The sequence below is a fragment of the Pseudoalteromonas sp. S1610 genome, assembly GCF_005887465.1.
GTDB lineage: Bacteria > Pseudomonadota > Gammaproteobacteria > Enterobacterales > Alteromonadaceae > Pseudoalteromonas > Pseudoalteromonas undina.
Genome location: NZ_PNDI01000001.1, coordinates 17,685 through 43,137, shown reverse-complemented (window position 1 = coordinate 43,137; position 25,453 = coordinate 17,685). Strand labels below are relative to the sequence as shown.

27 protein-coding genes are annotated in these 25,453 nt (G+C 39.4%); 6 read left to right on the top strand and 21 right to left on the bottom strand.

Annotation, left to right across the window (positions count from 1 at the left end; genetic code table 11):
* Positions 1–261: 261 nt before the first annotated feature.
* The 7 genes from CWB77_RS18545 to argC all read right to left on the bottom strand — a co-directional run bounded on the left by CWB77_RS18545 (position 262) and on the right by argC (position 7,093).
* The gene (locus tag CWB77_RS18545; protein WP_138620779.1) at positions 262–795 is read right to left on the bottom strand and encodes a hypothetical protein; all 534 of its coding nucleotides are present in this window, start codon (positions 793–795) and stop codon (positions 262–264) included.
* 12 nt (positions 796–807) lie between these two features.
* Positions 808–1,008, bottom strand: a complete 201-nt coding sequence (locus tag CWB77_RS00220) for a hypothetical protein (RefSeq protein WP_138620777.1) — start codon at positions 1,006–1,008, stop codon at positions 808–810.
* Between the two features lie 250 nt (positions 1,009–1,258).
* Entirely contained in the window at positions 1,259–3,124 is a 1,866-nt protein-coding gene (gene argH, locus CWB77_RS00215; protein ID WP_109875636.1) for an argininosuccinate lyase, read from the bottom strand.
* A gap of 52 nt (positions 3,125–3,176) precedes the next feature.
* A complete protein-coding gene (locus CWB77_RS00210; protein WP_055013184.1) occupies positions 3,177–4,379 on the bottom strand; it encodes an argininosuccinate synthase in 1,203 nt (400 codons plus the stop codon).
* Complete coding sequence (locus CWB77_RS00205) at positions 4,376–5,308, bottom strand: ornithine carbamoyltransferase (RefSeq protein WP_138620775.1); 933 nt, start codon at positions 5,306–5,308, stop codon at positions 4,376–4,378. Before CWB77_RS00205 ends, CWB77_RS00210 begins: the two co-directional genes overlap by 4 nt.
* A gap of 7 nt (positions 5,309–5,315) precedes the next feature.
* Entirely contained in the window at positions 5,316–6,083 is a 768-nt protein-coding gene (argB, locus tag CWB77_RS00200) for an acetylglutamate kinase (RefSeq protein WP_010391030.1), read from the bottom strand.
* Complete coding sequence (gene argC / locus CWB77_RS00195; protein ID WP_075170688.1) at positions 6,080–7,093, bottom strand: N-acetyl-gamma-glutamyl-phosphate reductase; 1,014 nt, start codon at positions 7,091–7,093, stop codon at positions 6,080–6,082. The genes argB and argC overlap by 4 nt, the downstream gene beginning before the upstream one ends.
* Before the next feature lie 221 nt (positions 7,094–7,314).
* Between argC and argE the strand changes: the two genes are divergently transcribed.
* Positions 7,315–8,460: an acetylornithine deacetylase gene (argE, locus tag CWB77_RS00190; RefSeq protein ID WP_010391028.1), complete on the top strand. Its 1,146-nt coding sequence runs from the start codon at positions 7,315–7,317 to the stop codon at positions 8,458–8,460.
* A gap of 249 nt (positions 8,461–8,709) precedes the next feature.
* On the opposite strand, the gene panP is transcribed toward argE, so the two are convergent.
* Positions 8,710–10,335 (bottom strand): pyridoxal-dependent aspartate 1-decarboxylase PanP, encoded by a 1,626-nt coding sequence (gene panP, locus CWB77_RS00185; protein ID WP_054201989.1) that lies wholly within the window; start codon positions 10,333–10,335, stop codon positions 8,710–8,712.
* 259 nt (positions 10,336–10,594) lie between these two features.
* Here panP and CWB77_RS00180 point away from each other — a divergent pair, with 259 nt between their 5' ends.
* Entirely contained in the window at positions 10,595–12,463 is a 1,869-nt protein-coding gene (locus CWB77_RS00180) for a GGDEF domain-containing protein (protein WP_138620773.1), read from the top strand.
* Here the strand turns inward: CWB77_RS00180 and trmB are convergent.
* From trmB to folB, 8 genes are all read right to left on the bottom strand, one after another.
* Positions 12,460–13,131: a tRNA (guanine(46)-N(7))-methyltransferase TrmB gene (gene trmB / locus CWB77_RS00175; protein WP_033104026.1), complete on the bottom strand. Its 672-nt coding sequence runs from the start codon at positions 13,129–13,131 to the stop codon at positions 12,460–12,462. The two genes, CWB77_RS00180 and trmB, sit on opposite strands and share 4 nt — an antisense overlap.
* Positions 13,131–13,898 carry an ABC transporter permease gene (locus CWB77_RS00170; protein ID WP_010391022.1) on the bottom strand — a complete coding sequence of 256 codons (768 nt, stop codon included), beginning with the start codon at positions 13,896–13,898 and terminating at the stop codon, positions 13,131–13,133. The genes trmB and CWB77_RS00170 overlap by 1 nt, the downstream gene beginning before the upstream one ends.
* Positions 13,899–14,828, bottom strand: a complete 930-nt coding sequence (locus CWB77_RS00165) for an ABC transporter ATP-binding protein (RefSeq protein WP_138620771.1) — start codon at positions 14,826–14,828, stop codon at positions 13,899–13,901.
* Complete coding sequence (locus CWB77_RS00160) at positions 14,825–15,448, bottom strand: flavin prenyltransferase UbiX (protein ID WP_109875641.1); 624 nt, start codon at positions 15,446–15,448, stop codon at positions 14,825–14,827. Before CWB77_RS00160 ends, CWB77_RS00165 begins: the two co-directional genes overlap by 4 nt.
* A 1-nt stretch (position 15,449) precedes the next feature.
* Entirely contained in the window at positions 15,450–16,805 is a 1,356-nt protein-coding gene (gene mpl / locus CWB77_RS00155; RefSeq protein WP_138620769.1) for a UDP-N-acetylmuramate:L-alanyl-gamma-D-glutamyl-meso-diaminopimelate ligase, read from the bottom strand.
* Between the two features lie 146 nt (positions 16,806–16,951).
* The gene (locus CWB77_RS00150) at positions 16,952–17,752 is read right to left on the bottom strand and encodes an undecaprenyl-diphosphate phosphatase (protein WP_010391016.1); all 801 of its coding nucleotides are present in this window, start codon (positions 17,750–17,752) and stop codon (positions 16,952–16,954) included.
* Complete coding sequence (gene folK, locus CWB77_RS00145) at positions 17,749–18,237, bottom strand: 2-amino-4-hydroxy-6-hydroxymethyldihydropteridine diphosphokinase (protein WP_075170695.1); 489 nt, start codon at positions 18,235–18,237, stop codon at positions 17,749–17,751. Before folK ends, CWB77_RS00150 begins: the two co-directional genes overlap by 4 nt.
* On the bottom strand, positions 18,238–18,597 hold the full coding sequence (folB, locus tag CWB77_RS00140) for a dihydroneopterin aldolase (RefSeq protein ID WP_075170696.1): 360 nt from the start codon (positions 18,595–18,597) through the stop codon (positions 18,238–18,240). It abuts the gene before it with no gap.
* Positions 18,598–18,804: 207 nt separating this feature from the next.
* Here folB and plsY point away from each other — a divergent pair, with 207 nt between their 5' ends.
* Positions 18,805–19,410, top strand: a complete 606-nt coding sequence (gene plsY / locus CWB77_RS00135) for a glycerol-3-phosphate 1-O-acyltransferase PlsY (RefSeq protein ID WP_010391012.1) — start codon at positions 18,805–18,807, stop codon at positions 19,408–19,410.
* Between the two features lie 23 nt (positions 19,411–19,433).
* Here the strand turns inward: plsY and tsaD are convergent, their stop codons facing one another.
* The 3 genes from tsaD to CWB77_RS00120 are packed head-to-tail and all read right to left on the bottom strand — an operon-like array spanning position 19,434 to position 21,440.
* Complete coding sequence (tsaD, locus tag CWB77_RS00130; RefSeq protein WP_008115610.1) at positions 19,434–20,447, bottom strand: tRNA (adenosine(37)-N6)-threonylcarbamoyltransferase complex transferase subunit TsaD; 1,014 nt, start codon at positions 20,445–20,447, stop codon at positions 19,434–19,436.
* Between the two features lie 44 nt (positions 20,448–20,491).
* A complete protein-coding gene (locus CWB77_RS00125) occupies positions 20,492–21,082 on the bottom strand; it encodes a YjaG family protein (RefSeq protein ID WP_008115608.1) in 591 nt (196 codons plus the stop codon).
* A complete protein-coding gene (locus CWB77_RS00120) occupies positions 21,066–21,440 on the bottom strand; it encodes a putative signal transducing protein (protein WP_372239236.1) in 375 nt (124 codons plus the stop codon). Before CWB77_RS00120 ends, CWB77_RS00125 begins: the two co-directional genes overlap by 17 nt.
* A gap of 63 nt (positions 21,441–21,503) precedes the next feature.
* Between CWB77_RS00120 and CWB77_RS00115 the strand changes: the two genes are divergently transcribed.
* The 3 genes from CWB77_RS00115 to CWB77_RS00105 all read left to right on the top strand — a co-directional run bounded on the left by CWB77_RS00115 (position 21,504) and on the right by CWB77_RS00105 (position 23,790).
* Entirely contained in the window at positions 21,504–21,953 is a 450-nt protein-coding gene (locus CWB77_RS00115) for a DUF2721 domain-containing protein (RefSeq protein ID WP_054201982.1), read from the top strand.
* A gap of 243 nt (positions 21,954–22,196) precedes the next feature.
* A complete protein-coding gene (locus CWB77_RS00110) occupies positions 22,197–23,075 on the top strand; it encodes a LysR family transcriptional regulator (protein WP_010391006.1) in 879 nt (292 codons plus the stop codon).
* A gap of 94 nt (positions 23,076–23,169) precedes the next feature.
* Entirely contained in the window at positions 23,170–23,790 is a 621-nt protein-coding gene (locus CWB77_RS00105) for a 2OG-Fe(II) oxygenase (RefSeq protein ID WP_138620767.1), read from the top strand.
* On the opposite strand, the gene ubiA is transcribed toward CWB77_RS00105, so the two are convergent.
* Entirely contained in the window at positions 23,787–24,665 is an 879-nt protein-coding gene (ubiA, locus tag CWB77_RS00100) for a 4-hydroxybenzoate octaprenyltransferase (RefSeq protein WP_138620765.1), read from the bottom strand. The genes CWB77_RS00105 and ubiA overlap by 4 nt on opposite strands.
* Positions 24,662–25,207 (bottom strand): chorismate--pyruvate lyase family protein, encoded by a 546-nt coding sequence (locus CWB77_RS00095; protein ID WP_138620763.1) that lies wholly within the window; start codon positions 25,205–25,207, stop codon positions 24,662–24,664. Before CWB77_RS00095 ends, ubiA begins: the two co-directional genes overlap by 4 nt.
* Between the last annotated feature and the right edge of the window lie 246 nt (positions 25,208–25,453).

The window sequence follows — 25,453 nt, the reverse complement described above, 5'->3', positions numbered from 1 at the left end:
TTGAAAGCTTGAAACCTTTAATGCTAAAAAAATGATTAGGATTGTAGCAAAATCAAAAAAGATCCAGTTCAAGTAAACGTTTTTAAAAATGTAAAGGAAGTCACTTAGAAGGTAGGAAAAAAACATAATTGTGGCTAAATAGACCAATGACTTATTTGGCTTATTTATACTCGATACAAATGTGTACAACAAAGCCATTAAAAAGCCCCATTGTATAAATGCATCGATATAGTCTGCTAAAAATAAGTCTACATAATACATTTATTGGATTTGGTTAAGTTCAGTCGTTTTGAATAATGAAATGAGTTTACTTTTAAGGGTGTGTAAGCCAAGAAAGTCACGGTCTACTATTAAAGCTATGATCATTATAAGATCTATAGAATTGACAGTGTAAATGTATAGGTCCCAAAGAATCCAATGCTCCTGATTGTTATTAATATACATGTCTATATACATCAATAAAAAGAATATTGAATTAATCGTTAAACCTATAATTAAATATAAGAAAGATGGGGTTGTTTTCTTTATGATAAAACAAACACCCAGCAAAGCTGTAATTGTCATGATGTCATATATAGCCCAATCTAAATAAATCTTCACCTTTATTGATAACCAAGTAAAAAAGTAATCAGATATCGTATAAGACACCATCATTATAAATGAGCTGAGTAGTAAAGTTGTTTTTCTTTTGACATCTAAAGTATAAACAAAAATGTTGAAAAAGAACGCCATCAGAAATCCCCACATAATGAATGCTGATAACGAAAAAAAACCAAAAAACTCAGTTAATAACATCTACTACCTTATTTATTTAGGTCTTACTGGAGGAATCATGCCACCACCACGTTGAAGATCTGTACCGCTAGCCGCAGCCATCGCTTCTTGAGAGATACTTACTGTATCAGATTGTAGGGTTTTAGGGCTAGCAGTTTGTTCCATTGCAGGCTTTAATTGTTGCGTTTTATTGTATGCTTGCATTTGTACTTGGCTGTTCGCTGAAATTTGCATGTGATTAATCCTTTTGAGTATTAAATTTATTATTGGCGCAAATTTAAATCACACCACCTGAAGCAGTTACTAAATAACTGCAGTAACGCATTGCCTACGTTGTTTAATTGACTCAACAACACGCTACAAAACAATAAAAGCAAACGATATGCCAACTTTAAATTAATAGTATATTAATTAAAAAATTATTTTATTTTACTCAAAAAAAAACGCATCGGGGTCACCGTGCGTTTTTTATCCTAGGGATTGCTTAAGCCACGTTTTTACAGGGGATCTCCATGCTATTACTTGGCTTTAACATATATTCCATTGCGACTTCATCACAGTTTTCTTTGCGTAAACATAGCTCGCAATCTTTCATTACTTTTTCAGGTAGGCTCTCTTTATTACAGAAACTAAACCGCTGATTTTCGAAAAAGTCAGGTACACGAGTCAGAACAATGACACGATTAAGTGCCAACTTTTTGGCTTTCACTAATAAGTGTTCAACCAGTTCTCGTCCCTGCCCCGTTACTGCGCTTTTAGGATCAATGCCTAATGAACGTATTTCAGCTAATCCTGTGTCGTAAATATAAAGTGAAGCACAACCCGATACCTGACCGTCTATCTCGGTTACGGCAAACTCATTAATTGAGTGCACCATATCACTTTTAGCTCGCGGTAAATTTTCGCCGACTGTTGCCCAGTGCTGTACGAGTTTAGCAATTGCTTCTACGTCATCTAAATTGGCATCACGAACCGTTATTTGCTGTTTTTTTTTCGCGTCTTTCACCGCTTTGCTTACTTGCTCTAATGATGTACCGCCAAGCGCTTGGCGTGCTTTGATACAGGCGTCAATTTCAAGTACCGGATACACGTCATCTTCAAACACGGGGTTTACTGATTTATACTGCTCTAGTGAAAGCTCCTCTAACGTTTTATCTTCACTAATGGCTAGTTGCACCAATACCCCTACAATATGATGCCCTTCTCTGAACGGTACACCTTTAGCCACTAAATAATCAGCAAGCTCGGTTGCATTCGCGTGGCCACCTTTTGCCGCTGCAAGGGTTTTATCTGCTTTAACTTTTATACCTTTAATACACGCTTGTGCCATATGAATACACGCAAGCCATGTTGGCATGGCATCAAAAATGCCTTCTTTGTCTTCTTGCATGTCTTTATTGTAGGCAAGCGGTAGTGCTTTTAGAGTCATCATCATTGCGCTAAACGCACCAAACACCCGGCCAGTTTTACCACGAATTAGCTCTAATGCATCTGGGTTTTTTTTCTGTGGCATTAAAGATGAACCCGAGGTCACATTATCGGCCAGTTCAATAAAGCCAGCTTCGCCTGAGTTATAAAAAATTAGGTCTTCAGACATCCGCGATAAGTGGATCATAGAAATAGACGCGCAGCTTAATAGCTCAACCACAAAATCCCGATCAGATACGCCATCTAAACTATTCTTAGTCGCGCCAGTAAATCCTAGCCCTTGTGCAAGTGCATGGCGGTCAATCGGGTATGCAGTGCCTGCAAGAGCGCCACTGCCGAGTGGGCAATAATTCATTCGTGCTTGGGCATCTTGTAATCGACTTTCATCACGCTCAAGCATTTCTACATAAGCCATACACCAATGGCTAAATAACACCGGTTGTGCACGTTGTAAGTGGGTATAACCTGGTAATATTGTGCCAAGCTCACGTTCAGCTAAGCCAATAAACTCAGCTTTAAGTTGCGCAATTGCTTTTAAAATATGATCGGCGGTATCGCGGCACCAGAGTCTAAAGTCGGTAGCAACTTGGTCGTTACGGCTTCGGCCTGTGTGTAACTTTTTAGCTAAATCACCTACTTTTTCAATTAGTGCAGCTTCAACATGCGAGTGAATATCCTCTGCACCTGAGGTAGCTACAGCCATTGGGTCTGCTTTTACCTCTTCAAGTAACTCATAAAGTGCCGATACCAGCTTTTTGTGCTCATCACTAGATAACACGCTTACTTGTTCAAGTGCACCAGCCCATGCAACAGAGCCAATTATATCTTGCTCTGCTAATTGATAATCGAAGGGAAGTGAATCGTTAAACTGTTTAAACGCTTCATCTGGACCCGTAGAAAAACGTCCGCCCCATAATGCCATGAAATTTCTCCAAACCCGATAATAGCCCCTTAATTCCAAGGGGCATAAAAAATTACTTTTTAGCTAATGCTGAAATTCTGCTTGATAGCGAGAATAAACGAATAAAGCCTTCTGCGTGCGATTGGTCATAAACATCGTCTTCACCAAAGGTAGCAAAATCTTCGCTGTATAAGCTATTAGGTGATCTTTTCTGAACCGCTGTCACTTGACCTTTATAAAGCTTAAGTACCACTTCACCCGTTGCTAGTGTAGACAGCGCTTCTGCACCGGCTAAGATAGAATCTTTTAGCGGCGTAAACCAACGACCGTCGTAGACTAAGTGTGAAAATTCACCACCGAGTACTTCTTTCCATTTACGGCTCGCTTTATCAAGTACTAACTCATCAATAGCTTGCAGCGCTGCCATGATCACAGTACCGCCTGGCGTTTCATAACAACCACGCGATTTCATGCCAACTAAACGGTTTTCTACAATATCGACACGGCCCACACCATGAGGTGATGCAATATCGTTTAATTTAACTAAACAATCATAAGGTTTAAGCTCTTCGCCATTTACAGCAACTACTTCACCTTCAACAACCGATAAAGTGACGTGTTCAGCTTTATCAGGTGCTTGCTCTGGTGAATTAGTCCAGGTCCATACTTGCTCACTTGGTTCACACCAAGGGTCTTCAAGTTCACCGCCTTCGTGAGAAATATGCCATGCGTTAGCATCACGACTGTAAATTTTAGTTGCTGACGCAGAACATGGAATGTCACGTTCAGCTAGGTAATCAAGCAATGATTCACGGCTTGATAAATCCCACTCACGCCATGGCGCAATCACTTTTAAATCAGGTGCGAGTGCGGCAAAACATGACTCAAAACGTACTTGGTCGTTACCTTTACCCGTACAGCCATGAGAAAGTGCATCGGCACCTACTTTACGTGCAATTTCAACTTGCGCTTTAGCAATGATTGGACGCGCCATAGAGGTACCAAGTAAATAAGTCCCTTCATATATAGAACCCGTTTTAAGCGTTGGGTAAATATAATCGCTTACCATCTCATCTTTTAAATCAACCACGTAACACTCAGATGCACCAGACGCTATAGCTTTAGCTTCTACGCCTTCAAGTTCTTCAGCGCCTTGGCCAACATCGGCAACAAAGGCAATAACTTCACAGCCGTAGTTCTCTTTTAACCATGGCACGATAGCCGATGTATCAAGACCACCTGAATAGGCTAAAACGACTTTTTTAATTGAACTCATAGGTGTTCCTTAACAAAATTTGGATTTAACAATGTAACTAATAGCGCATTTTGCGCATGCATGCGGTTTTCTGCTTGCTGTATAATTTTTGATGCAGGGCCATCCATTACCTCAGAAGTAATTTCAAACTCACGGTGTGCCGGTTGGCAATGTAGTACCGTAGTTGCACCGGTTTTTTCTAACAATGCCTGGTTTAATTGATAAGGCATGTATTTTTCTTTTACTTGCTCAAGAGGAGTTGTATCCCCCATTGATACCCAGGTATCGGCGTAAACAACATTAGCGCCAACTGCAGCCTCAACCCTGTCACTTACCATGACAGAAGCGCCATTCATCGATGCTATTTGCTCTGCTTTTTTAAGCACTTGCGAATCAGGTGAGCTGCCTTTTGGTGTTACAGCGACAAAGTCTGTTCCTAAAGTAGCGGCTAATAGCATTAATGAGTGCGTTACATTATTGCCCTCACCTAGATAGGCAAGCTTTAACTGGCTAACATCACCATGTACTTCTTGTAGCGTTAAAAAATCAGCTAATGCTTGGCATGGGTGATATAAATCACACAAACTGTTAATCACAGGAACGGATGAATACTCACCGAGTGTCGTTAACGTACTGTGCTGATTAACCCGCGCAACAATCCCGTCTGCCCAAGTCGAAATATTTAAGGCAAAATCTTTTATTGATTCACGGGCGCCCATTGCACCATTTTGTTGGTCAAGGTAAACCGCATGGCCCCCTAAACGGTTTATACCAATATCAAATGAAAGGCGAGTACGTAAACTTTGCTTTTCAAACAAAGTAACCACTGACTTACCAGCTAGTACTTGGCTATATTTACTCGGGGTTTCTTTAATATCTTGCGCTAACTTTAATAAATTTAGTGCGCCTTGTTGGTCTAATTCTAGACCCGTTAAAAAATCTTTAAACATGTTCAACCTATGGTGTTACTTTAGTTCCGACATGCTCGCCTTGCAGCAAAGCAGTTAAGTTTTCTGGCTTTTGCCAGCTGGAAATGTACACACCGCGTCGTAAATGTTGGGCAGCGTGAAGACTGGTCTTAACTTTGACCTCCATCCCGCCCAAAATTACTCCCTCTGCAATTAAAGTATCAATGTGTTTTGTGTCAAGTTGATGTAAAGGCTGCTTATTGGCATCAAGTACCGCCTCTACGTCCGTCATAAAAATAAGTTCTGCATTTAAATTATTTGCCATTGCGGCGGCTGCTTCATCGGCATTAACGTTGTATAACAAGCCCTGCTCATCAAAGCCGATAGAACTGATGATTGGTAACCGGCCAGCACTGAGTAAATCATTAATAATAGAATCAGCATTGTTGTGACATTGACCTACTTGACCCAATGCTTTTAATTTTTGCGAGGCGGTGATCCCTGCTTCATATAAACTTAACCCCACCGGCTTATGACCAACACTAATTGCTTGCGCCATGAGTTGTTTGTTTGCCGCACCCGCAAGGGCTCCAACAATATAAGGCATCTGTTCTTTAGGGCTAATACGTAAACCTTGGTGTTTAGCACTGGCAAAACCAGCCTCTTTTAACCAGCTATCAACTAATGAGCCACCACCATGCACAATCACAAACTGAGCATCATCTTGCTCGTTGAGTATTTCAAATAATGCTTTAGCGGCATTTTCAGTATTGAGTACTGCACCACCGAGTTTAATAACCCACGTTTTACTGCTCATCTAAACGCTCCTATTAGACCTGTAGTGTGGGGAAGCCCCATTGATAAATTAATACATTGCAAAGCCTGACCAGCTGCCCCTTTTAATAAGTTGTCAATTGCTGCCATTACTATTAACTGTGAGCCTTGCTGCTGCCACGCAATATCTACATAAGGTTGTTTGGCCACCCCTTTAATCGAAGGGATTTTGCTGCCAAGCAAACGAATTAATGGCTCATCAGCCAATACTTGATAAGCTTTAGCTACTTGCTCACTGGTCACACCCGGCTTTAATTGCACATAAATAGTTTCTAAAATACCGCGCGGGAAATTACCTAAATGAGGAGTAAATAACACCTCATGACCTAGGTGCTGTTGTATTTCAGGCCCGTGACGGTGATTAAACAAACCATAGGGTGCAAGTGATACCTCACAAAAATGCGTACCGATGCTGGCTTTTCGCCCTGCGCCAGTTACGCCAGAAACCGCATTAATAATAATTTTTTCATCACTCAACAAGCACGCTTGTTGAAGAGGCTTTAATGCATTTAATGCAGCCGTTGGATAGCAGCCAGCAACAGCAATTAACTGAGCATCAGTAATGGCTTTACTATTCCATTCAGCAAGACCATAAGCCGCTTGATTAAGTAGTTCTGGATGTTGGTGTTCAAAACCATAATAAGTAACGTAATCATCATTACTTGCAAGACGATAGCCACCGGAAAGGTCAAATACCTTTTTGCCCATCGCTAAAAACTGAGGCGCTAAATCCACACTTACTTTATGATCGGTGCACAGACAAACGTAATCTGCTGAATGAGTGATATCAGCAAGTGCATGTTCATTTAGTGGCTGCAGAGGTAAATCAAGTAATCCTAAATGCTCAGGATACAATTCACTAAGCAATTTATGTTTATCTAAGCTTTGCGCTGATACATAACAACCAGTTAGCGAAAGAGTTGGATGTTTTGCTACTAAGCTAGCCAGTTCTGCGCCGCTGTAACCGCTGGCACCTATAATTACTACGTTCATTATTTACTCTTTATCTAAAATTAGTGACCACATTCCATGTTGTTTGTTTACACTAGGGTATAACCCAGCCAAACAGATTAAATTTATGAGTGATAACTATCGTCGTATTATTTTCATGGCGTAACTTTAATATATTTATGCTCAAAAAGTGAATTGATATTCATATTAAATACTTTTATATTGTTATGCAATTAAAATGAATACTTATTTTGGAATTTTTTATGTCTCTGCCGTCATTTATTTCGATGTACCAGCAATTGATTGCTGCCCCCTCTATCAGTGCCATTGAAGATCATTTATGCATGAGTAATAAAAGTGTCATTGAATTGCTAGCGCAATGGTGTGAAAGCTTAGGTTTTAACTGTGAAATAATAGAGTTAGAAGGCAACAAAGGTCGCTACAACTTATTAGCAAAACGCGGTCAAGGCGACGGCGGTTTAATGCTGGCAGGTCACACTGATACAGTGCCATTTGATGATAGTCGTTGGAATCACAACCCATTTAAATTAACTGAGCGAGATAACAAACTATTTGGCTTAGGTAGCATTGATATGAAAGGTTTTTTTGCTTTTGTACTGCAGGCTATTAGTGAGCTTGATGAAAAGCAACAAACACAACCAATTTTAATATTAGCCACCGCAGACGAAGAAACCACTATGGCTGGCGCACAACAAATCTGTAAGCACCCGAATTTAAAGCCAAGTCGCTGTATTATTGGTGAGCCTACTGATATGACGCCAGTATTTACTCATAAAGGTCATATGAGTACAGCAATAAGAGTTGTCGGCCGTTCAGGACATAGCTCAGATCCCGAACGGGGTCTTAACGCCATCGAAGTGATGCATAAAGTGATTACAAAATTGCTAATCTTAAAAGAACAACTTAAGAATAAATATTCAATAAATTACTTTGAAATTCCTCACCCAACGCTCAATTTAGGTAATATTCATGGGGGCGATAATGCAAATCGGATTTGCGGTTGCTGTGAAATGCACATTGATATGCGCCCTCTTCCTGGCTTAAGTGTACAAGAGCTGCAAGCATTGCTGCTTGATGCAACCTACGATATAAATCAGCAATACCCTAATTCGGTCAGTGTGATTGATTTACATGAGCCAATTCCAGCATTTACGGGAAGCACAGACAGCGCGTTAGTTAAACTAGCCGAAAATATAGCAGGGCAAAAAGCGGTGGCTGTTAATTACTGTACTGAGGCACCATTTATACAACAACTGGGTTGTGAAACCATCGTCATGGGACCGGGTTCAATTAACCAAGCGCATCAGCCCGATGAATATTTAGCGATGGAAAAAATAAAGCCTTCGCAACAAATTATCAGCAACCTCATAAAGGCGAGTTGCTTTTAATCAGTAATAAAAAAGACGCTATTAAGCGTCTTTTTTATAGCATTTATATTTAACCTGAACTCTGAATAATAAATCTATCTCAAGCAGCTATTTTTAGCGCTAACTGCGTTGAATTTACTTGCAATAGGCTAGCTATTGACGCGTAAGTTCGCCTTGTTCTCACTGAAAATCTCTGGCTAGAGAAAATAAACATAAATATCATCTTTGATTCAATATGTTAGTAAATCTCTTAACCAGAGTTCAGGTTAGTTACATATATTTTCGTAAATACTTTTTAAATACAGGGTCGGTTTGAGCTAGTTCTTTCTGCTCTTCTAATATCTCTTTTAATATTGCACCTGATGTAAGCGGATTCGCAAGCACTACTCTAAATACTACGGTTGGTTGGTTATCATATTGAACTGGCGTTAAACGTGTACGCGATACAAACGAGCGACCCGATTCACGTTGTCGTTTTTGCATGCTAGCAGTAAAGCGATTAAGCGCGGCAAAAATATCTAAACGGGTCTGTGCATCGGCCTGTGCTATCGCATTTTTAATTTGCTTAGGGACATAACGATAAGTTAGCAAACATAGCTCAGGTTCTGATATTAATTCAAAGTCTTCATCTGCTTTTATCAAATCAGCAAAGTAACGGGCTTTTTTAATACTGCGATCGATAAGCATTTCGTAGCCTTTACGACCAATAACACGTAAGCAAGCATGCACTAACATCGCCATACCAGGGCGGCTCCCCTCAAGGGTATGGCTGCCTAAATCTTTAGAGCCTTTACGTAAAATATATTCAGCATGATGCTCTATGGCATCAGTTGCAGCAGGGTCTTTAAACAGCACCAAACCTGCTCCCATCGGTACATACATTTGTTTATGCGCATCAATAGTGATTGAATCTGCATGCTCAATACCTTTTAAAAGGTGCCTATGGGTATTAGAGAGTAAAGTAGCTCCGCCCCACGCCGCATCAACATGAAAGTGGCAATTAATCTCTTGTGCTAAATTAGCCATGTCTTCAAGTGGATCGATATTACCAGTTTCAGTCGTTCCGGCTACACCAATAATTGCCATCACTTTAATACCTTGCGCTTCAAGCTCTAGCGCTTTTTCTCGCATAGCATCTACATCAACTTTATTATCAGCCGATGTTTTAATACCAATTAAATTCTCACGGCCAATACCTAATAAATCAACCGATTTGCCTAACGAGTAGTGACCTCGTTCAGAGATTAAAACTGCCAGCCCTTTGTAACCATAATGAAGCATTCCCGCCACTAAACCCTGCGCAGCAATGCCTTTAAAGTTGCCATCTGCTTTTAATAAGCGGTTGCGGGCAATCCAAAGTGCTGTAATGTTAGCTACTGTGCCACCAGAGCAAAATGCTCCTAAAGAGGTTTTTGCACTGTGCATCCATTTAGAATAAAAGCCATCATTTTGTCCATAAGCTAAATGATGCATCATTCCTAAAACTTGACGCTCTAATGGGGTAAACGCTTTTGAGGTTTCTATTTTTACAAGGTTTTGATTTAGCCCGACCATTAATTTCGATAACGGCAGTAAAAAATGTGGCAGAGCAGATGTCATGTGACCAATAAAGCTTGGCGCTGCGGTATGTACAGAATGAGCAACCAGCTGTTCCATAATATCTTGGGCATAGCAAGACACAAACGTTGGCTCTTCAGGGATAGCCGCAGATTGAAAATCTTTTTCTATTTCATGTAATGGTTTTTCAATTGCCGCGATATTTTCGTTTAAGAAACCTGCTAAATTACTCGAAATTTCAAGCTCTATTTTGCTCAAAGTTGAGTCAGGGGCCTCTGGAACGGTAAATATCCGTTTGAGGCTTTCTTTAGAGGCGACGGCACAACGCTTTTGATCCATCTTCATACCTAGTGTGTGACTAAAACACCTGTTAGTTTGTAAAACACGCTAATTTAAGGTGTTTTTAAGCAACGGCATTTCTAAAAAATTGCGCTAACTTTACTGCAATATGACAAAAATGTCTCGTTTTAAGCCATAAAAGACAATACAAAATAGATAACATTTCACTATTTTTTATATTTAGTACAAAGGGTAATTAAAATATTGGGCATTTATAATTTTTAAGTATAATAAATCTAACAAAAAATAAGGATGTTACATGCTAAAAGGAAATCTAAAATTAACTCGGTTGGCGCTCGGTACCGTCTTTTTTTTAGTCAGCTTAATAATTTACAGTTACTACACCTACACTGCCATCAATAATGATGTTATACGCAGCATTGATAATCGTTTATTAAATGCAGCCACCAGCGTAAAGTACATTTTAGGTAGTGATTATCACGATAAAGTAGCGCAAGAAATTAGCTTTTCAAGCTATCAAAATAAAGCCGACCAGCTTTCGGCATTGGCCAATGATTTAAATATAGATTATTTATATTCAATGGTACTGATTGATGAGAATGTTTATTTTACTGCCTCTAGCTACACTCAAGATGATCAAAATAACGGTAAAGTTACTCAGTTTTTAGATCTTTATCCCGAAGCCACGCCAATAACTATGGCTGCATTTTTATCAACGGCCCCTATTTTTGAAACCTCAACAGCGCATCGCGGCCATTCCAAAACAGTATATATTCCTCATCTGGCAAAAAATGGCAGAACCTATATTACAGCTGCAGATATTAGCGTTGATAAAATTAGCAATGCGTTAAAAACAGACTTATATCAATCTATGTTTCATTTTTGCTGCGTAATTATTATTTTATTAATAGTTTATACTCTTTATTACTATGGAGTACGTCGTTCATTAATGAGCGACCATGCAAGCGGATTCGAAAATCATATTGCCTTAGAAAAACGGCTAAAAAAAAGCAATGAACATCATTTACAAATTGCGATTATTTTAGTGAACGAAATTGATAATATCAGCCGTTTTTTTGGCACAAAAACAGCCGATGAAGTGATGAAAAAGCTGCTCACTCACTTTAAGCAGCAAGCCCGTTTGCACGCACGTATTTATCGTATTGCAACTAATAAACTCGCTATTTTGACTGATAAAGAAACTCCCTTTGATGAGCTATATAGCATCATACAATCGCATAATAAAAATATACCGTTTTTAAATCAGCCTTTTATTTATATTACACTTAACGCTGGTGTAGCTAGAGGCAATAAGTCATTACTGCTTAAGAATGCTCATATTGCGTTACTGCAATCTAAGCAGGGCGATCAGAGTATAGTTAACTACTGTGAGGCAATTAACGACGCTAAATCTCTATATTTATATAATGTTGAAATAGCAAAAGAAATTCGTGAAGCATTTGATGCTCATCGTGTTGTTCCTTACTTTCAGCCGATTATAAATACTCATACCGATGAAGTTATTAGGTATGATTGCTCACCGAGAATAGTCACTTCACAAGGGGAGATTTTAACCCCTGATACCTTTGCAAATGCACTAAATAGACTGCGTATGAATGGCATGTTAACCCATGCCCTGTTTACTCAATGTGTTTCACGTTTTCGTAAATCAGCAATTTGTTGGGAGTTAACGCTGTGCGCTGAAAACATTGCAGATCCCACTATTTATGATCATATTGCGTATGAGCTTCATCGCTACCCTAATCCTGAAAACATTACTATTTCAATTTTAGAGTCGCAGGTTATTTCACATTACTATGAAATAAAGTCATTTATCGCAATGGTAAAAAGTAAGGGGGCAAAGGTGGTGATGCACTGCTGGGGTAATGAGTTTATCAATACTCTTAATACTTTAAAAGTGGAGGTTGATGGTATAAAACTCGATGGAGCAATCACAAAGCAGCTATTAAATGATGCAAATACGTCGCTATTTATATCCTACATCACTGATATAGCCCAGCAGCTTGAACTTGAATTGGTTGTTGAAGCGGTAGAAAGTAATACGGTTGCAGAGTTACTCAGCCAACTAAATGTGACGCTGATGCAAGGTAGTTTCCTTGGCAAACCAACGCCACATGTTACTGAGTTTAAAAAAGCAATGGATTAGTTATTAATATTAATGGCTAGTCGGTGGCTTTGCTGACCACTGGCCCAGTACTTACGCTCAAAAGGAGTAATTGCTTCGTCTGATTCAAACAACGCAGTTTGACAAGGATACCCTGCTAACTCGAGCGCCCTAGCAAACTCTTTAACATAGATATCCCAGTTACTGCGCACTTCAAGCAAACCACCTAATTTAACAATAAAGGGGAAGATAGCCGCCCCATGCCAGCGCCGTTGAATGTGCTTAGACTTAGGCCAAGGGTTTGGATATAGCAAATAGTGATGAGTAGGCCGCCAATTAGCAGCGACAGCTAAACGCCAAAAATCATTTAAGTCAGCTTGCACCAAAATGTATTGACCACTCTCAGTTTGTTTATACTCAACATCATGCTTATCAAGTCGGTGAGATGACTTATCAATGCCCACAACTAACGCATCAGGATGACGTTTCGCTAAATTAGCAGTGCTTTCGCCAACGCCACAACAGGAGTCTAGAATAAGCGGTCCATCAAAGGCTTGCACCTTAGCATTAACTTCATCAAATGCGGTTTGAGTATGCGCTGCAATTGGCTTTTTAAACTCGGCTTGTAAGTGTTTATTAACTATTTCATCAAGCTTTTCATGAAGTCCCGCTTGATTAGATACAATACTACGTGAATTTGCATCGCTCATTAGTGTCTTAGCCCCACACCTTTTTTAATTAGCGTCAGTGCTAAAGTAAATAATACGCTGATAAACACCAACAACACCGCAATCGCAACTGTTAAATCAACATCAGAAACACCTAAGAATCCGTATCTGAATGCGTTAACCATATAAATAATAGGATTTATTTGCGACACCATTTGCCAAAAATCAGGCAGTAAAGTGATTGAGTAAAACACCCCGCCTAAATAAGTTAGAGGCGTTAAAATAAAGGTCGGAATAATGCTTATGTCATCAAAGCTGTTTGCATAAATAGCGTTGATTAATCCGCCCAAGGCAAACACCGCCGAGGTAAGAATAACAGTGGCTATAATCACAAAAATATTATGTATTTGTATATCTACAAAAAATAAAGAAACGCACGTTACAATAAAGCCAACCATAATGCCACGGGTCATGCCTCCGCCCATATAACCCAACACAATGATGTAATTAGGCACAGGTGCAACCAATAACTCTTCAATACTTTTTTGAAACTTAGTTGAGTAAAAGCTCGAAGCCACATTCGAGTAAGAGTTTGTTATAACTGACATCATAATAAGGCCAGGAACAATAAACTCCATGTAACTAAAGCCGCCCATATCGCCAATACGCGAGCCTATTAAATTTCCAAAAATAACAAAATATAAGCTCATAGTAATCGCTGGCGGTACTAAGGTTTGCACCCAAATACGCAAAAAACGAATACACTCTTTAATCCAAATACTTTTTAAGGCTACGCCATATTTAAACATTTATTCGCCCCGCCCTTGCTCTAATAAACCTACAAATAATTCTTCTAATCGATTTGCTTTATTACGCATGCTTAGCACAGTATTTCCTTGTTCGGTTAACGCGCTAAATACAGCATTGAGCCCTTGTGATTTAGCTACTTCAACTTCAATGGTGTGCTCATCAGTCATAGTGAAATTATACCCTTCAAGCGTCACCGGTTTGGTAGGCTGTTTTAAATCCAATACAAAGGTTTCTTTGTCTAATTTAGCTAACAAGGCTTTTATGGTGGTGTTTTCAACTATGCGACCGGTATCAATTATAGCGATGTTTTTACACAGTAATTCGGCTTCTTCAAGGTAGTGAGTGGTTAAAATAATGGTCACACCTTGCTCGTTAATTTGCCTTAAAAAGTCCCACATTGAGCGGCGCAGCTCTATATCAACGCCCGCTGTTGGTTCATCTAAAATAAGTAACTTTGGTTCATGCATTAAGGCGCGTGCAATCATCAAACGACGCTTCATACCACCAGAAAGGGTACGCGCTTGCTTATCTTTTTTCTCAAGTAACCCTAGCTGTGCTAAGTACTTGTCAGCACGTTTGTGCGCTTGCGCGCGAGGAACACCATAATAACCTGCTTGATTGACGAGTATTTGGCTTAGGGTTTCAAACTGGCTAAAGTTAAACTCTTGCGGCACTAAACCTAAGTTAGCTTTCGCTGCTTCTAGGTCGGTATCAATATCATGACCAAATACTTCAACTTTACCTTTGGTCTTATTAACTAAAGAAGATATCACCCCAATAGTGGTTGATTTACCCGCCCCATTTGGACCAAGTAGTGCAAAAAAGTCACCTTCATGCACTTGTAAATCAACGCCTTTTACTGCCTCAACCCCATTTTTGTAAACCTTGGTAAGGCCTTCAATATTTAAAGCAATATTTTGCTTATTCATTTCTTACCCTCACCATAACCCCAGCGCTTTGTGAGATTATGTTCAATATTTAAATGATCTAAAATTCGCGCCACCATAAAATCAACTAAGTCTTCTATGCTTTGTGGTTGATGATAAAAACCAGGTGCAGCGGGCATGATAGTGACCCCTAAACGCGACAATTTAAGCATATTTTCTAAGTGAATTTCGCTAAACGGAGTTTCTCGAGGGACTAAAATAAGTTGACCTCGCTCTTTTATCACCACATCGGCAGCGCGCTCTAATAAGTTATCTGATGCGCCGACTGCAATCGCAGACACAGACCCGGCACTACATGGACATACTATCATTTTTTTCGGTGCTGCTGAGCCCGAAGCCACCGGGCTGAACCAGTTATCTTTGCCAAATACCTTTAATTGTTCGCTCTTGGCGTTAAATAATGCACTTAACTGCTCGGTAGCTTTATCTTCATTCCCTGATAACTTTATATTAGACTCGGTATCAAAAACTACGCGCGCGGCACTTGAGATAAGCACATACACTTGAAATTGTTGTTCAAGTAACACTTCCAACAGCCTTAATCCATATGGTGCGCCTGATGCGCCACTAAATGCTAAGGTAATTGTATCTTTAAATTGCACATTATTCTCCGCTGTATTTATCGGCCAAACCATCAACAAGTTGCTGATGAAGACCATTAAAACCACCATTACTCATAATTAAAACATGTTGATTTGACTCAATATTCTCAAGTACTGTATCAATAATAGCGGTTGTAGAATCAAAGCATTGCATACCCGCTTTGTCAGCTTGCTCTTTAAGTGACCAGTTTAAATTTTCTGGCTCAAATAACAGCACGTCGTCTGCATCGCGAAGTGAATCGAGAAGTGTAAATTGATGCACTCCCATTTTCATGGTGTTAGAGCGCGGCTCTAAAATCGCAATAATTTTTTCATCCCCCACTTTAGCACGCAGCCCCGCAAGTGTTGTTTGAATCGCGGTAGGGTGATGGGCGAAATCGTCATACACTTTAATATGATTAATATCTGCTTTAAGCTCCATCCGCCTTTTTGGGCTGATAAACTCGCCCAAAGCTTCAATACTGTGCTCTATTGCAATTCCCACATGACGAGCTGCTGCAATAGCCATCATGGCATTTTTAACGTTATGCTCACCAATCGCTTGCCAGCTAACAACGCCTTGTAACTGCTTATTTAGTAAAACATTAAATTGAGAACCATCGGCTTTGAGTAATTCATAATTCCAGTCATCGCCTAGAGTTTCGCTCTCGCTCCACAAGCCTTTTGTAATCACATCGCTCAGTGCTTCATCATTTTTTGGCCACAGCACTTTGCCGCTTTGCGGTAGTGTACGAATCAAATGGTGAAATTGTTTTTTAATTGCGTTTAAATCTTCAAAAATATCAGCATGATCAAATTCGAGATTATTTAAAATAAGTGTTCGAGGTAAATAATGAACAAATTTACTGCGTTTATCAAAAAAGGCCGTGTCGTACTCATCGGCTTCTATAACAAAAAATGGCGTTTGCCCAACTCGCGCAGAAAGACCAAAATTTTGTACAATTCCGCCAATTAAAAAGCCAGGCTTTAAACCCGCATATTCAAGTATCCACGCCAACATACTGGCGGTGGTTGTTTTACCATGAGTTCCTGCCACAGCCAGCACCCACGAATCTTGTAGTAAGTTATGTTTTAGCCACTCAGGTCCTGAAGTATAAGGCAGGCTCTTATCGAGTACATATTCAACACACGGGTTACCACGGCTCATAGCATTACCAATAACAACGATATCTGGAGCTGGCTCTAGTTGAGATACGTCATAGCCCTGTGTTAGTTCAATACCCAGTTCTTGTAGCTGAGTACTCATTGGTGGGTAAACGTTTTGATCTGACCCAGTAACGTGGTGACCCAATGATTTTGCTATAGCGGCAATACCACCCATAAATGTGCCACAAATACCCAAAATATGTATATGCATTTACTATCCTTTCATCCTGCGCGGAGTTTGCTCTAGGGCAAAATTTAATGGCGCTATAATGCCAAAATTTAGCTTAAGTTACCATTAACCCTTGGCGCAAATAAAAAAGCCTCCCAAAGTGGGAGGCTTTCCTGAAGATTAATAGCTTATAGCATTAAAAAGAATATTAAACCGACACCTAATAATAAACGATAAATAACAAATGGTAGCATTCCCATTCGCTCAATCACTTTTAAAAACATAAAAATACAAGCATAAGCTGATAAAAACGACAGCACTACACCTAACAATAATGCCGTCCAATCTACGATATGATCGCCAAGGGCAAGCTCTGCAGTATAATAAAGACCCATCATTGAAATGATTGGAATAGCTAATAAAAACGAAAAGCGCGCTGCACTTTGCTTGTTCATACCTAACATTAAACCCGCTGTCATGGTAATACCTGAACGTGAAGTGCCAGGGATCATTGCAACGGCCTGTGCAAAGCCAATAATGAGGGCCGTTTTCCAGTTTAGCTGATAGATTGTTTTTATTTGCTTACCTTTGGCATCTGCGTACCAAAGCAATAGACCAAATACGATTGTTGTGGTCGCAATCACCCATGCACTGCGTAAGTACAGTTCAACAAAATCTTTTAATAACAAGCCTAAAATAGCTGCTGGCACAGTACCTAAAATGATCCACCAACCTAGTTTGCTATCATCTGTTGTGCCCTGCACGCCAAACGATTTAAACCAAGCACCGAGTATATCGGCTACTTCTTTACGGAAATAAATAACAACCGCAATTAAAGTGCCTACGTGAACAGCAACATCGAACGCTAACCCTTGATCCTCCCAGCCTAAAATTTGTGATGGTAAAATTAAGTGTGCCGAACTCGATATAGGTAAAAACTCAGTAAATCCCTGAATTAGGGCTAAAACAATTATTTCTATAATACTCATGGGTTAGAAAACTCCACCTTCCATAGTTTTTGTTGAGGGTTGTTATATGCATTCCATATTTGGGCAATCGTTTGTTTTGCTACCGGATGATAAAAATCAGGGGCCACCTCAGCTAAAGGCTGTAAAACAAAGGCGTTTTTAGTAATTTCGTCACGCGGTAATTGTGCTGGGCTCTCGCAAATCACATCATCATAAAAGAGTAAGTCGAGATCCAAAGTACGTGGGCTAAATTTTTTATCATTTGCTTGGCGGCCATTGTCGCGTTCAATTTGTTTTAATAACGCGCACACATCAACCAGCGCCATGTTAGTGGTGGCGGCAAGCACTGAGTTATAAAAGTTATTACCGGCAAAACCCACAGCTTCACTTTCAAATACTGATGAGTGATGTGTGTTTTCAAAGTGCTGATTTAACGCCACTAGAGCACGCCGAATATGCTCAGCTTTATTAATGTTTGACCCTAGGCTAATAAATATCTGCGCCATTTAAGCCGTAGCCTTAATGCGCGTAATCTCTACACCCACTGTTTGCGCTTGTGGAACTGCAGCAGGCTTGCTAACTTTTATTGTTACTTGAGGAGTATTAAATTCGGTTAAGATAATTTGCGCTAATTGCTCCACCAGCGTTTCTAAAAGCTCGACTGGTTTAGCAGTGCTGTGCTCGATAACTCGCTCACTCACCTTAGCGTAATCTAATGCTAAGTTAATATCGTCGTTTTGTGCTGCGGGCTTAATGTCGCTTAGCATCTCAATATCAAAGTACAGGCTTTGTTTACTTTTCTTTTCAAAATCATACACCCCGATAATCGTTTCGACATGCAATTGTGATATAAATACCTTGTCCATTGATACTCCAAATGACTGTAACAAGTCACTGAGTTAATTACATATTGTATCAATCAAATTAATACTGTATATACTTTAATCAGTGTTTAAATATACTAAAATTACTTCTACAATAGAATAGTTACAAAATTGCGAGTAATTTAAGAAGCCCGTAAATTTTGACGCCAATAATAGCTTAAAAGTAATGATTAAAAAATAAGGAAGCGCGTGTTAGTCATTTTAATGTTTGTATTAGCCTATTTGCTCGGCTCGATTTCATCGGCCATTTTAGTGTCGCGGCTATTCAAACTTCCCGATCCACGCACAAATGGCTCCAATAACCCAGGAGCAACCAATGTCTACCGTTTAGGCGGCGCTCTCCCCGCATGCTTAGTTTTAATATTTGATATTTTAAAGGGCACTATCCCTGTTTGGGGCGCTTACTTTTTAAAACTTGAGCCGCTAGAGCTTGGTTTAATTGCGGTTGCAGCATGTTTAGGGCACATGTACCCATTATTTTTTAGTTTTAAAGGGGGTAAAGCGGTCGCAACAGCATTTGGCTCGTTACTGCCGATAGGGCTCTCTTTAGGTGGGTTATTGATTGGTACTTGGCTGATTATTGTCGCGATTACCCGCTACTCATCCCTTGCAGCGTTAGTAGCTGTGACGCTAGCGCCTTTATATACATGGTGGATAAAGCCATTATATACCTTACCCGTGACCTTTATTACGCTACTGATCATTATTAGGCATCGCACTAATATTGTGCGTTTATTTAAAGGTGAAGAACCAAAAGTAGGGACTAAACAAGCCCCTACAAATGATAAGAAGTAATAACTAACCTAGGTTCTGGTTAACTATATTGCTTCTAAGCTATCGATTGGCCAGCGCGGTTTAGTTTTCATATCAAGCGTAGCAAACTGCCCCGCTTTTAAACGCTGCATACCAGCATAAGCAATCATTGCGCCATTGTCGGTACAAAACTCAGTGCGTGGGTAATACACTTCGCCCTTCATACCTTGCATCACACGCTCTAGTTGCAAACGTAGTTGCGTATTAGCACTTACACCACCGGCTATTACTAAACGTTTAATACCCGTTTGTTTTAGTGCTCGCTTACACTTAATCACTAAAGTATCTATAACGGCTGTTTGAAATGCATGGGCAATATCTGCTTTAGTTTGCTCGTCACTATCATTTTCACGAATAGCAATCGAAGCTGCGGTTTTTAAGCCACTAAAGCTAAAATCAAGACCAGGCTTATCTGTCATCGGGCGCGGGAAAACAAATCGTTTGGCAACGCCTTGCTCAGCCATTTTAGCTAAACGAGGACCGCCAGGGTAATCAAGCCCAAGTAATTTAGCCGTTTTATCAAATGCTTCACCTGCAGCGTCATCTACCGACTCACCCAACACTTCGTATTGGCCAATGCCCGCAACCTTTACCATCATGGTATGACCGCCAGATACGAGTAAAGCAATAAATGGGAATTCGGGAACGTTTTCCTCAAGCATTGGCGCTAATAAATGCCCTTCCATGTGATGTACTGCCACCGCAGGAATATCCCAACCATACGCTAAAGAGCGACCAATTGAGGTACCTACTAACAAAGCCCCTACTAAACCAGGTCCTGCGGTGTAGGCAATACCGTCTAAATCTTCCGGTCCACAGCCAGCTTGCGCAAATGCCGCATCGATAAGCGGCAATGTTTTACGTACATGATCGCGAGATGCAAGCTCAGGTACCACACCACCGTAATCAGCATGTACTTTTACTTGGCTATATAATTGATGAGCCAGTAGCCCTTTTTCATCATCATAAATAGCAATACCAGTTTCATCGCATGATGATTCAATGCCTAAAATTCGCATTGTTAATTCTCCTGCCACCTAACAAGGTGTTTAAAACAAATAACTTAAAGTGCTAAACCAATGTTAGTTTGGCCATCAGCAAGGACATGCTTTTTCAATGCTTTTACATTTTCAGCAGTAATACGCCCCATAGCTTCTACAAAATCAATTAGTTCACCTAATACCTCTATTTCGTATTGCATTAGTGGGTGTTCACGCACTGCTTTATTATCAGCAACATCCCCTTCAACCGTCATTTGATACTCAATAAAGCGAGCCACAGTTGCCTGCGATATTTTACTCACATTAACAAATTCTTGCTCGTCTTGTGCTAAAAGGCCATGCATTAAGCTCAATAATGAAGTTGCAGCGTCAATGGCAGGGTAAGTGCCAAACATATCAAAATCAGCAAGTTCAGGTACATTAGGTTCAATTTTTTCGACTTGCTTTTCTAAATCAATCTTACTTTTAGGAAGCAGTATCTTTTCCCAACATACATTTAAAGCATTACGTAAAATAACCTCATCGCCAAAACCGGTAGCCTCACTAAACAGTCCATAATTAGGCAACATACGCTCTATTAACGCACTGGCCAATACCGCTTTTTGCAGGTAATTTAACTCTCTAATACGCTGAAAATTATTCGCTTTTGTCATTCTTTAAAGTCCCACATGACCAACAAAAATCAAATGTTGATCCATTATGCTCATTACAGTTAGGGCACACCCAATCTGGAGCGGATTGTTTTACTTGCTGATAGTTTACCAATATTTCGCGTGCATGGCGCTCTTTTATCGCATAAACCTGCACACTTACTTGTGTTTGCTCAAACGGGATCTCGCCCATTGCACCTTGCAGCATTTCGCCTTTAATTTGACACTCAATTCCCGCATTCAGAATCAATCCTTTTATAATATTGGCCTCTAAACTATTTTCTGCGTTATAAAGCGTAACCCAATCAAATGATGTTATATTTGAATCGCTATTATTAATATTTTGCAATATCCACCTCATTTACTTTATGTGTACAATTTGCCTGCGTAACCTAAAGCAAATAATATGATTTAAGGACACATTATGACGCTAACTACTCCAGGTTTACTTTTTCCAGCAATCTCGTTGTTGTTACTCGCCTATACAAACCGATTTTTAGTGCTAGCGCAACTAATACGAGAACTGAATGCACGTGAAGGGGAATCTATTCGTCCTGTTGTGGTGGCGCAAATAACCAACCTTAGAAAGCGAATAAAATTAATAAGAACCATGCAAGTATACGGAGTGGCTGCTTTTTTATTATGTACGCTATCTATGTTCGCATTATTTATAGAATTTAATACCACGGGCATTATTTTATTTGGTGTCAGTTTAAGTTGCTTAAGCTTATCTTTGCTTACTTCATTATTTGAAATTCACATCTCTTGTGATGCCATAGAAATTGAATTGCAAAACATTGAAAATAAGCCTTTAAGTAACCGAGTAAGTAAAAATTTTATTGAGCCCAACCCTAAAAGCAAAAACAGTAATTAACAAACCGAGACTTTAATAAAGCTGTTATAAAATTGCATAAACTTGGTCAATAATAAAACCCTACAGTTATTTAACATTACCCAAAGGTATAACAACTTTTAGCAACTATTCTCTTTAAATACGATGAAAAGAAAGTTAATCTAAGGAGGTGGTTAAAAACATTATTTCAACTGATCTGTAGGGATATAAAGTCAGTATTTAATCTGCAATTCCCCTAGCTTACCTATAAAAAAGGACTATATAGTGAGATTTGAACAATTAGAACAGTTTGTAGCGCTTGGCCTACTTCGTCATTTTAGGCAAGCTGCAGAACAAACCCAAATTAGCACATCTGCGTTAACTCGTAGTATTCAAACTCTTGAAACAGAGCTTGGCTACGAACTTGTTACCCGCTCTACTCGCTCGGTTAAATTAACTCAAGCAGGCGAACTTTTCCTCGACTTTGCAAAAAATACCCTCAATGAGCTAGAGCAAATAAAACATCGCGCTTTTCAGTCAATTAATGGCACTGAAGAGAAAAAATTGGTTATTGGTTACACCACAACAACCAGCAGCATAGTACCAATTACCTGCGGTGAATTTTTAAGCCAATACCCGCATATTAAAATCGAAATGCAGCTACAAAACAAAACTGAGCTTCATAGGAAGTTACTTCAGGGTGAAATTGACATTAGTGTATGCTCGCAAATAGTCAATAGCATTGGTAGCGACATACAATTACCTGATCAGCTTATTTTGTTTTGTTCAAAACAACATCCTTTAGCAAATAAAAGCGATATTAGTAAAAAAGAACTCGAAAGTTATCCAATGTTCAGTTGTTTTTCACAGTCAAAACAAGTGCAATCAATGCTTAATGAAGTAATAGACTCATTAAATAAAGTATCAACTATTAAAGTGGGCAGTATTGATCAGGTAATGGCCGGACTTGAAAAGTCAGACCATTTTGCCATTGCCGGTATTGAACACACCAGTTCTGTGGCAGAAAACCATAACTTGATTCAACTTAAAACTAATAACGATATTAGCCATGAGCAACTTATTGTGCAAACCAGCCAACAAATAGAAGCAGGTGAGCATGTTGACCACTTACTCTCGCTAATAAATAAAGTCTCAAAAGCATAACATTACACCATGCGCTTTGGTGAACGCGATAAATTTGTAGCTTTAAAGTTTTTTTACATTAAACTAACGCTCCCTACTATTATGACTAGCGTTAATGAACAACTTTACAGCTTCTGGAATTTATCTAGAGCAGATTGAAACGCATGGTTATGCCATTATTGAAAACGCCATTGATAGTGACCTAATCTTTGATTTAATGGCAGATTGCTACAGAATAAATCCACACTTTAGCCTTGCTGGTATTGGTCGATTAAATAACTTGCAAATTGATAATACAGTTCGTAAAGACAAAACCTATTGGTTTGATGGCAGTTCAAATGCACAACTTGGCTACCAGCAAGTAATGGAAGCAGTTCGTAATACGCTTAATCGAACTTTCTTTATGGGTTTGTTTGATTATGAATGTCACTATGCAAAATATACGCAAGGTGATTTTTATAAAAAACATGTAGATGCATTTAAAGGTCGTTCAAACCGTGTTTTTACTACCGTATTATATTTGAACTCTCCAGAGGAAGGTGGAGAGCTAGTTATTTACAAGCCTAAAAGTAAAGGCATAGAAATAGTAATAAAACCCACGGCAGGCACTTTGGTATTATTTGAAAGCGAACGCTTTGTACATGAAGTACTTCCTGCTGTTGATAACCGCTATTCGATTGCTGGTTGGTTCAGAAAAAACGCATCAATTAGTGGCATTATCGATCCACCCCGTTAAGCAAAAACGGGGTAAGAAAATAATAAACCAATAAAAATAGCCAGTCCTACGTAATGGTTATTTAAAAATGCTTTAAAACAATTATCTCGCTGGCGTAAATGAATCAAACGCTGTTGATACACAAGTAACATTGCTGCAATAGCTAATCCCAACCAAAAACTAAATCCTATTTGATTCATCAACCCAATTAAAACCATCAACGCAAAAAAGCTAAAGTTAAGTAGCGCTATAATATGGCGGTCATAACTGGCGAATAAAATAGCGGTTGATTTTACTCCTATTTTTATATCATCGTCTCTATCAACCATGGCGTACATAGTGTCGTAAGCCACCGTCCAGCAAATATTGGCAATAAATAGCAACCATGCCTGCACGGGGAGAGAGTTTATTGATGCCATAAAAGCCATTGGGATTGCCCAACCAAAAGCCGCGCCCAATACAACTTGAGGAAGTTGCGTGTAACGTTTCATAAAGGGATAACAAAACGCTAATCCAAGTGCACCAAACGATAACAAAATAGTATTGGTATTAAGCGATAATACTAATATAAAAGCGATGACAACGAGTAATAAAAACAAACTAATTGCTTCGCCACTACTTACCGCTCCGGTCGCTAGCGGCCGCTGACAAGTACGCTTTACTGAGCCATCAATTTTTCTATCGGCAAAGTCATTGATAACGCATCCTGCGCTTCGCATAACTATTACTCCAAGGGTAAACACAATGAAATTTGTTAAGCTAGGCAGACCATCATTCGCTATCCATAGTGCCCAATAAGTTGGCCAAAGTAGCAATAAAGTGCCTATGGGCTTATCAATTCGCATTAACTGGATGTAATAGGGAAAATGATTAACAGACAAAGCGGCTAGTTTCATGAGTATAAGTAAGCTCCTGGTAAAAAAACCTCACAGACCAAAAATTGATAGTTATGTAAAGAAAATACGCTGCGTCTGCCCAGTAAAGAGCGATTCGGTAAATTAAGTTCGCTCACCAGTGATTGCAATGAGTGATTACCATCAAAGCGAGCAATTTCAATATCAGTGCGCCTTAACGCAGGATCTTGAAAGATAACATCACCTAACGGGCGATCTCCCATATTGTGCAGCTGATTGTTTGTATTATTAGTTGTTACTGGCAACCAACTTTGAGCATAAACAATCGGTTGTTCATCACACAAAAGTAACACTTCACGGTTAAGTACTGTACTTACCTGCTTACTTAATAGCGTTTGCTGTGATTGAGAAAGGTCTACTTTTTGCTCACTCAACACTTTTACAGCAAAACGCTGAGACTGACTTTTTAATTTAGCCGTTAAAGAATGCGGTTCAAATAACCACTCTTTTTCAGCGTTAGATAAGCCAGTGACTTGAGCGGTACTCTGCCAATCAGCAGATAAAGAAAGAGGAAAAGTAATCACAATAACTCTACTTGAAATAAATCAGAGAGATCATAACATTGCCAACGAATTTGAAAAAGCGCGATTTACTCAATACCAAGCACATCCTGTGTCATAAAAAGCTAATCAGCATTTGACTCTCGCTATTGCCTACCCCAAACTTGAATTCAGAGTACTTTTACAAACACAACAAATAACAGCATCTTGCTGTATCTTATTTACTAATAAGTATAAACTATTTGTAATTAGTTTACGGAAACGCTTTTG

What these genes read in the sequence shown, in the direction of transcription:
- CWB77_RS18545 (WP_138620779.1), bottom strand. Translation starts at nt 795, where the DNA reads ATGTTATTAACTGAGTTTTTTGGTTTTTTTTCGTTATCAGCATTCATT.
- CWB77_RS00220 (WP_138620777.1), bottom strand. Translation starts at nt 1,008, where the DNA reads ATGCAAATTTCAGCGAACAGCCAAGTACAAATGCAAGCATACAATAAA.
- argH (WP_109875636.1), bottom strand. Translation starts at nt 3,124, where the DNA reads ATGGCATTATGGGGCGGACGTTTTTCTACGGGTCCAGATGAAGCGTTT.
- CWB77_RS00210 (WP_055013184.1), bottom strand. Translation starts at nt 4,379, where the DNA reads ATGAGTTCAATTAAAAAAGTCGTTTTAGCCTATTCAGGTGGTCTTGAT.
- CWB77_RS00205 (WP_138620775.1), bottom strand. Translation starts at nt 5,308, where the DNA reads ATGTTTAAAGATTTTTTAACGGGTCTAGAATTAGACCAACAAGGCGCA.
- argB (WP_010391030.1), bottom strand. Translation starts at nt 6,083, where the DNA reads ATGAGCAGTAAAACGTGGGTTATTAAACTCGGTGGTGCAGTACTCAAT.
- argC (WP_075170688.1), bottom strand. Translation starts at nt 7,093, where the DNA reads ATGAACGTAGTAATTATAGGTGCCAGCGGTTACAGCGGCGCAGAACTG.
- argE (WP_010391028.1), top strand. Translation starts at nt 7,315, where the DNA reads ATGTCTCTGCCGTCATTTATTTCGATGTACCAGCAATTGATTGCTGCC.
- panP (WP_054201989.1), bottom strand. Translation starts at nt 10,335, where the DNA reads ATGGATCAAAAGCGTTGTGCCGTCGCCTCTAAAGAAAGCCTCAAACGG.
- CWB77_RS00180 (WP_138620773.1), top strand. Translation starts at nt 10,595, where the DNA reads ATGCTAAAAGGAAATCTAAAATTAACTCGGTTGGCGCTCGGTACCGTC.
- trmB (WP_033104026.1), bottom strand. Translation starts at nt 13,131, where the DNA reads ATGAGCGATGCAAATTCACGTAGTATTGTATCTAATCAAGCGGGACTT.
- CWB77_RS00170 (WP_010391022.1), bottom strand. Translation starts at nt 13,898, where the DNA reads ATGTTTAAATATGGCGTAGCCTTAAAAAGTATTTGGATTAAAGAGTGT.
- CWB77_RS00165 (WP_138620771.1), bottom strand. Translation starts at nt 14,828, where the DNA reads ATGAATAAGCAAAATATTGCTTTAAATATTGAAGGCCTTACCAAGGTT.
- mpl (WP_138620769.1), bottom strand. Translation starts at nt 16,805, where the DNA reads ATGCATATACATATTTTGGGTATTTGTGGCACATTTATGGGTGGTATT.
- CWB77_RS00150 (WP_010391016.1), bottom strand. Translation starts at nt 17,752, where the DNA reads ATGAGTATTATAGAAATAATTGTTTTAGCCCTAATTCAGGGATTTACT.
- folK (WP_075170695.1), bottom strand. Translation starts at nt 18,237, where the DNA reads ATGGCGCAGATATTTATTAGCCTAGGGTCAAACATTAATAAAGCTGAG.
- folB (WP_075170696.1), bottom strand. Translation starts at nt 18,597, where the DNA reads ATGGACAAGGTATTTATATCACAATTGCATGTCGAAACGATTATCGGG.
- tsaD (WP_008115610.1), bottom strand. Translation starts at nt 20,447, where the DNA reads ATGCGAATTTTAGGCATTGAATCATCATGCGATGAAACTGGTATTGCT.
- CWB77_RS00125 (WP_008115608.1), bottom strand. Translation starts at nt 21,082, where the DNA reads ATGACAAAAGCGAATAATTTTCAGCGTATTAGAGAGTTAAATTACCTG.
- CWB77_RS00120 (WP_372239236.1), bottom strand. Translation starts at nt 21,440, where the DNA reads ATGAGGTGGATATTGCAAAATATTAATAATAGCGATTCAAATATAACA.
- CWB77_RS00115 (WP_054201982.1), top strand. Translation starts at nt 21,504, where the DNA reads ATGACGCTAACTACTCCAGGTTTACTTTTTCCAGCAATCTCGTTGTTG.
- CWB77_RS00105 (WP_138620767.1), top strand. Translation starts at nt 23,170, where the DNA reads ATGAACAACTTTACAGCTTCTGGAATTTATCTAGAGCAGATTGAAACG.
- ubiA (WP_138620765.1), bottom strand. Translation starts at nt 24,665, where the DNA reads ATGAAACTAGCCGCTTTGTCTGTTAATCATTTTCCCTATTACATCCAG.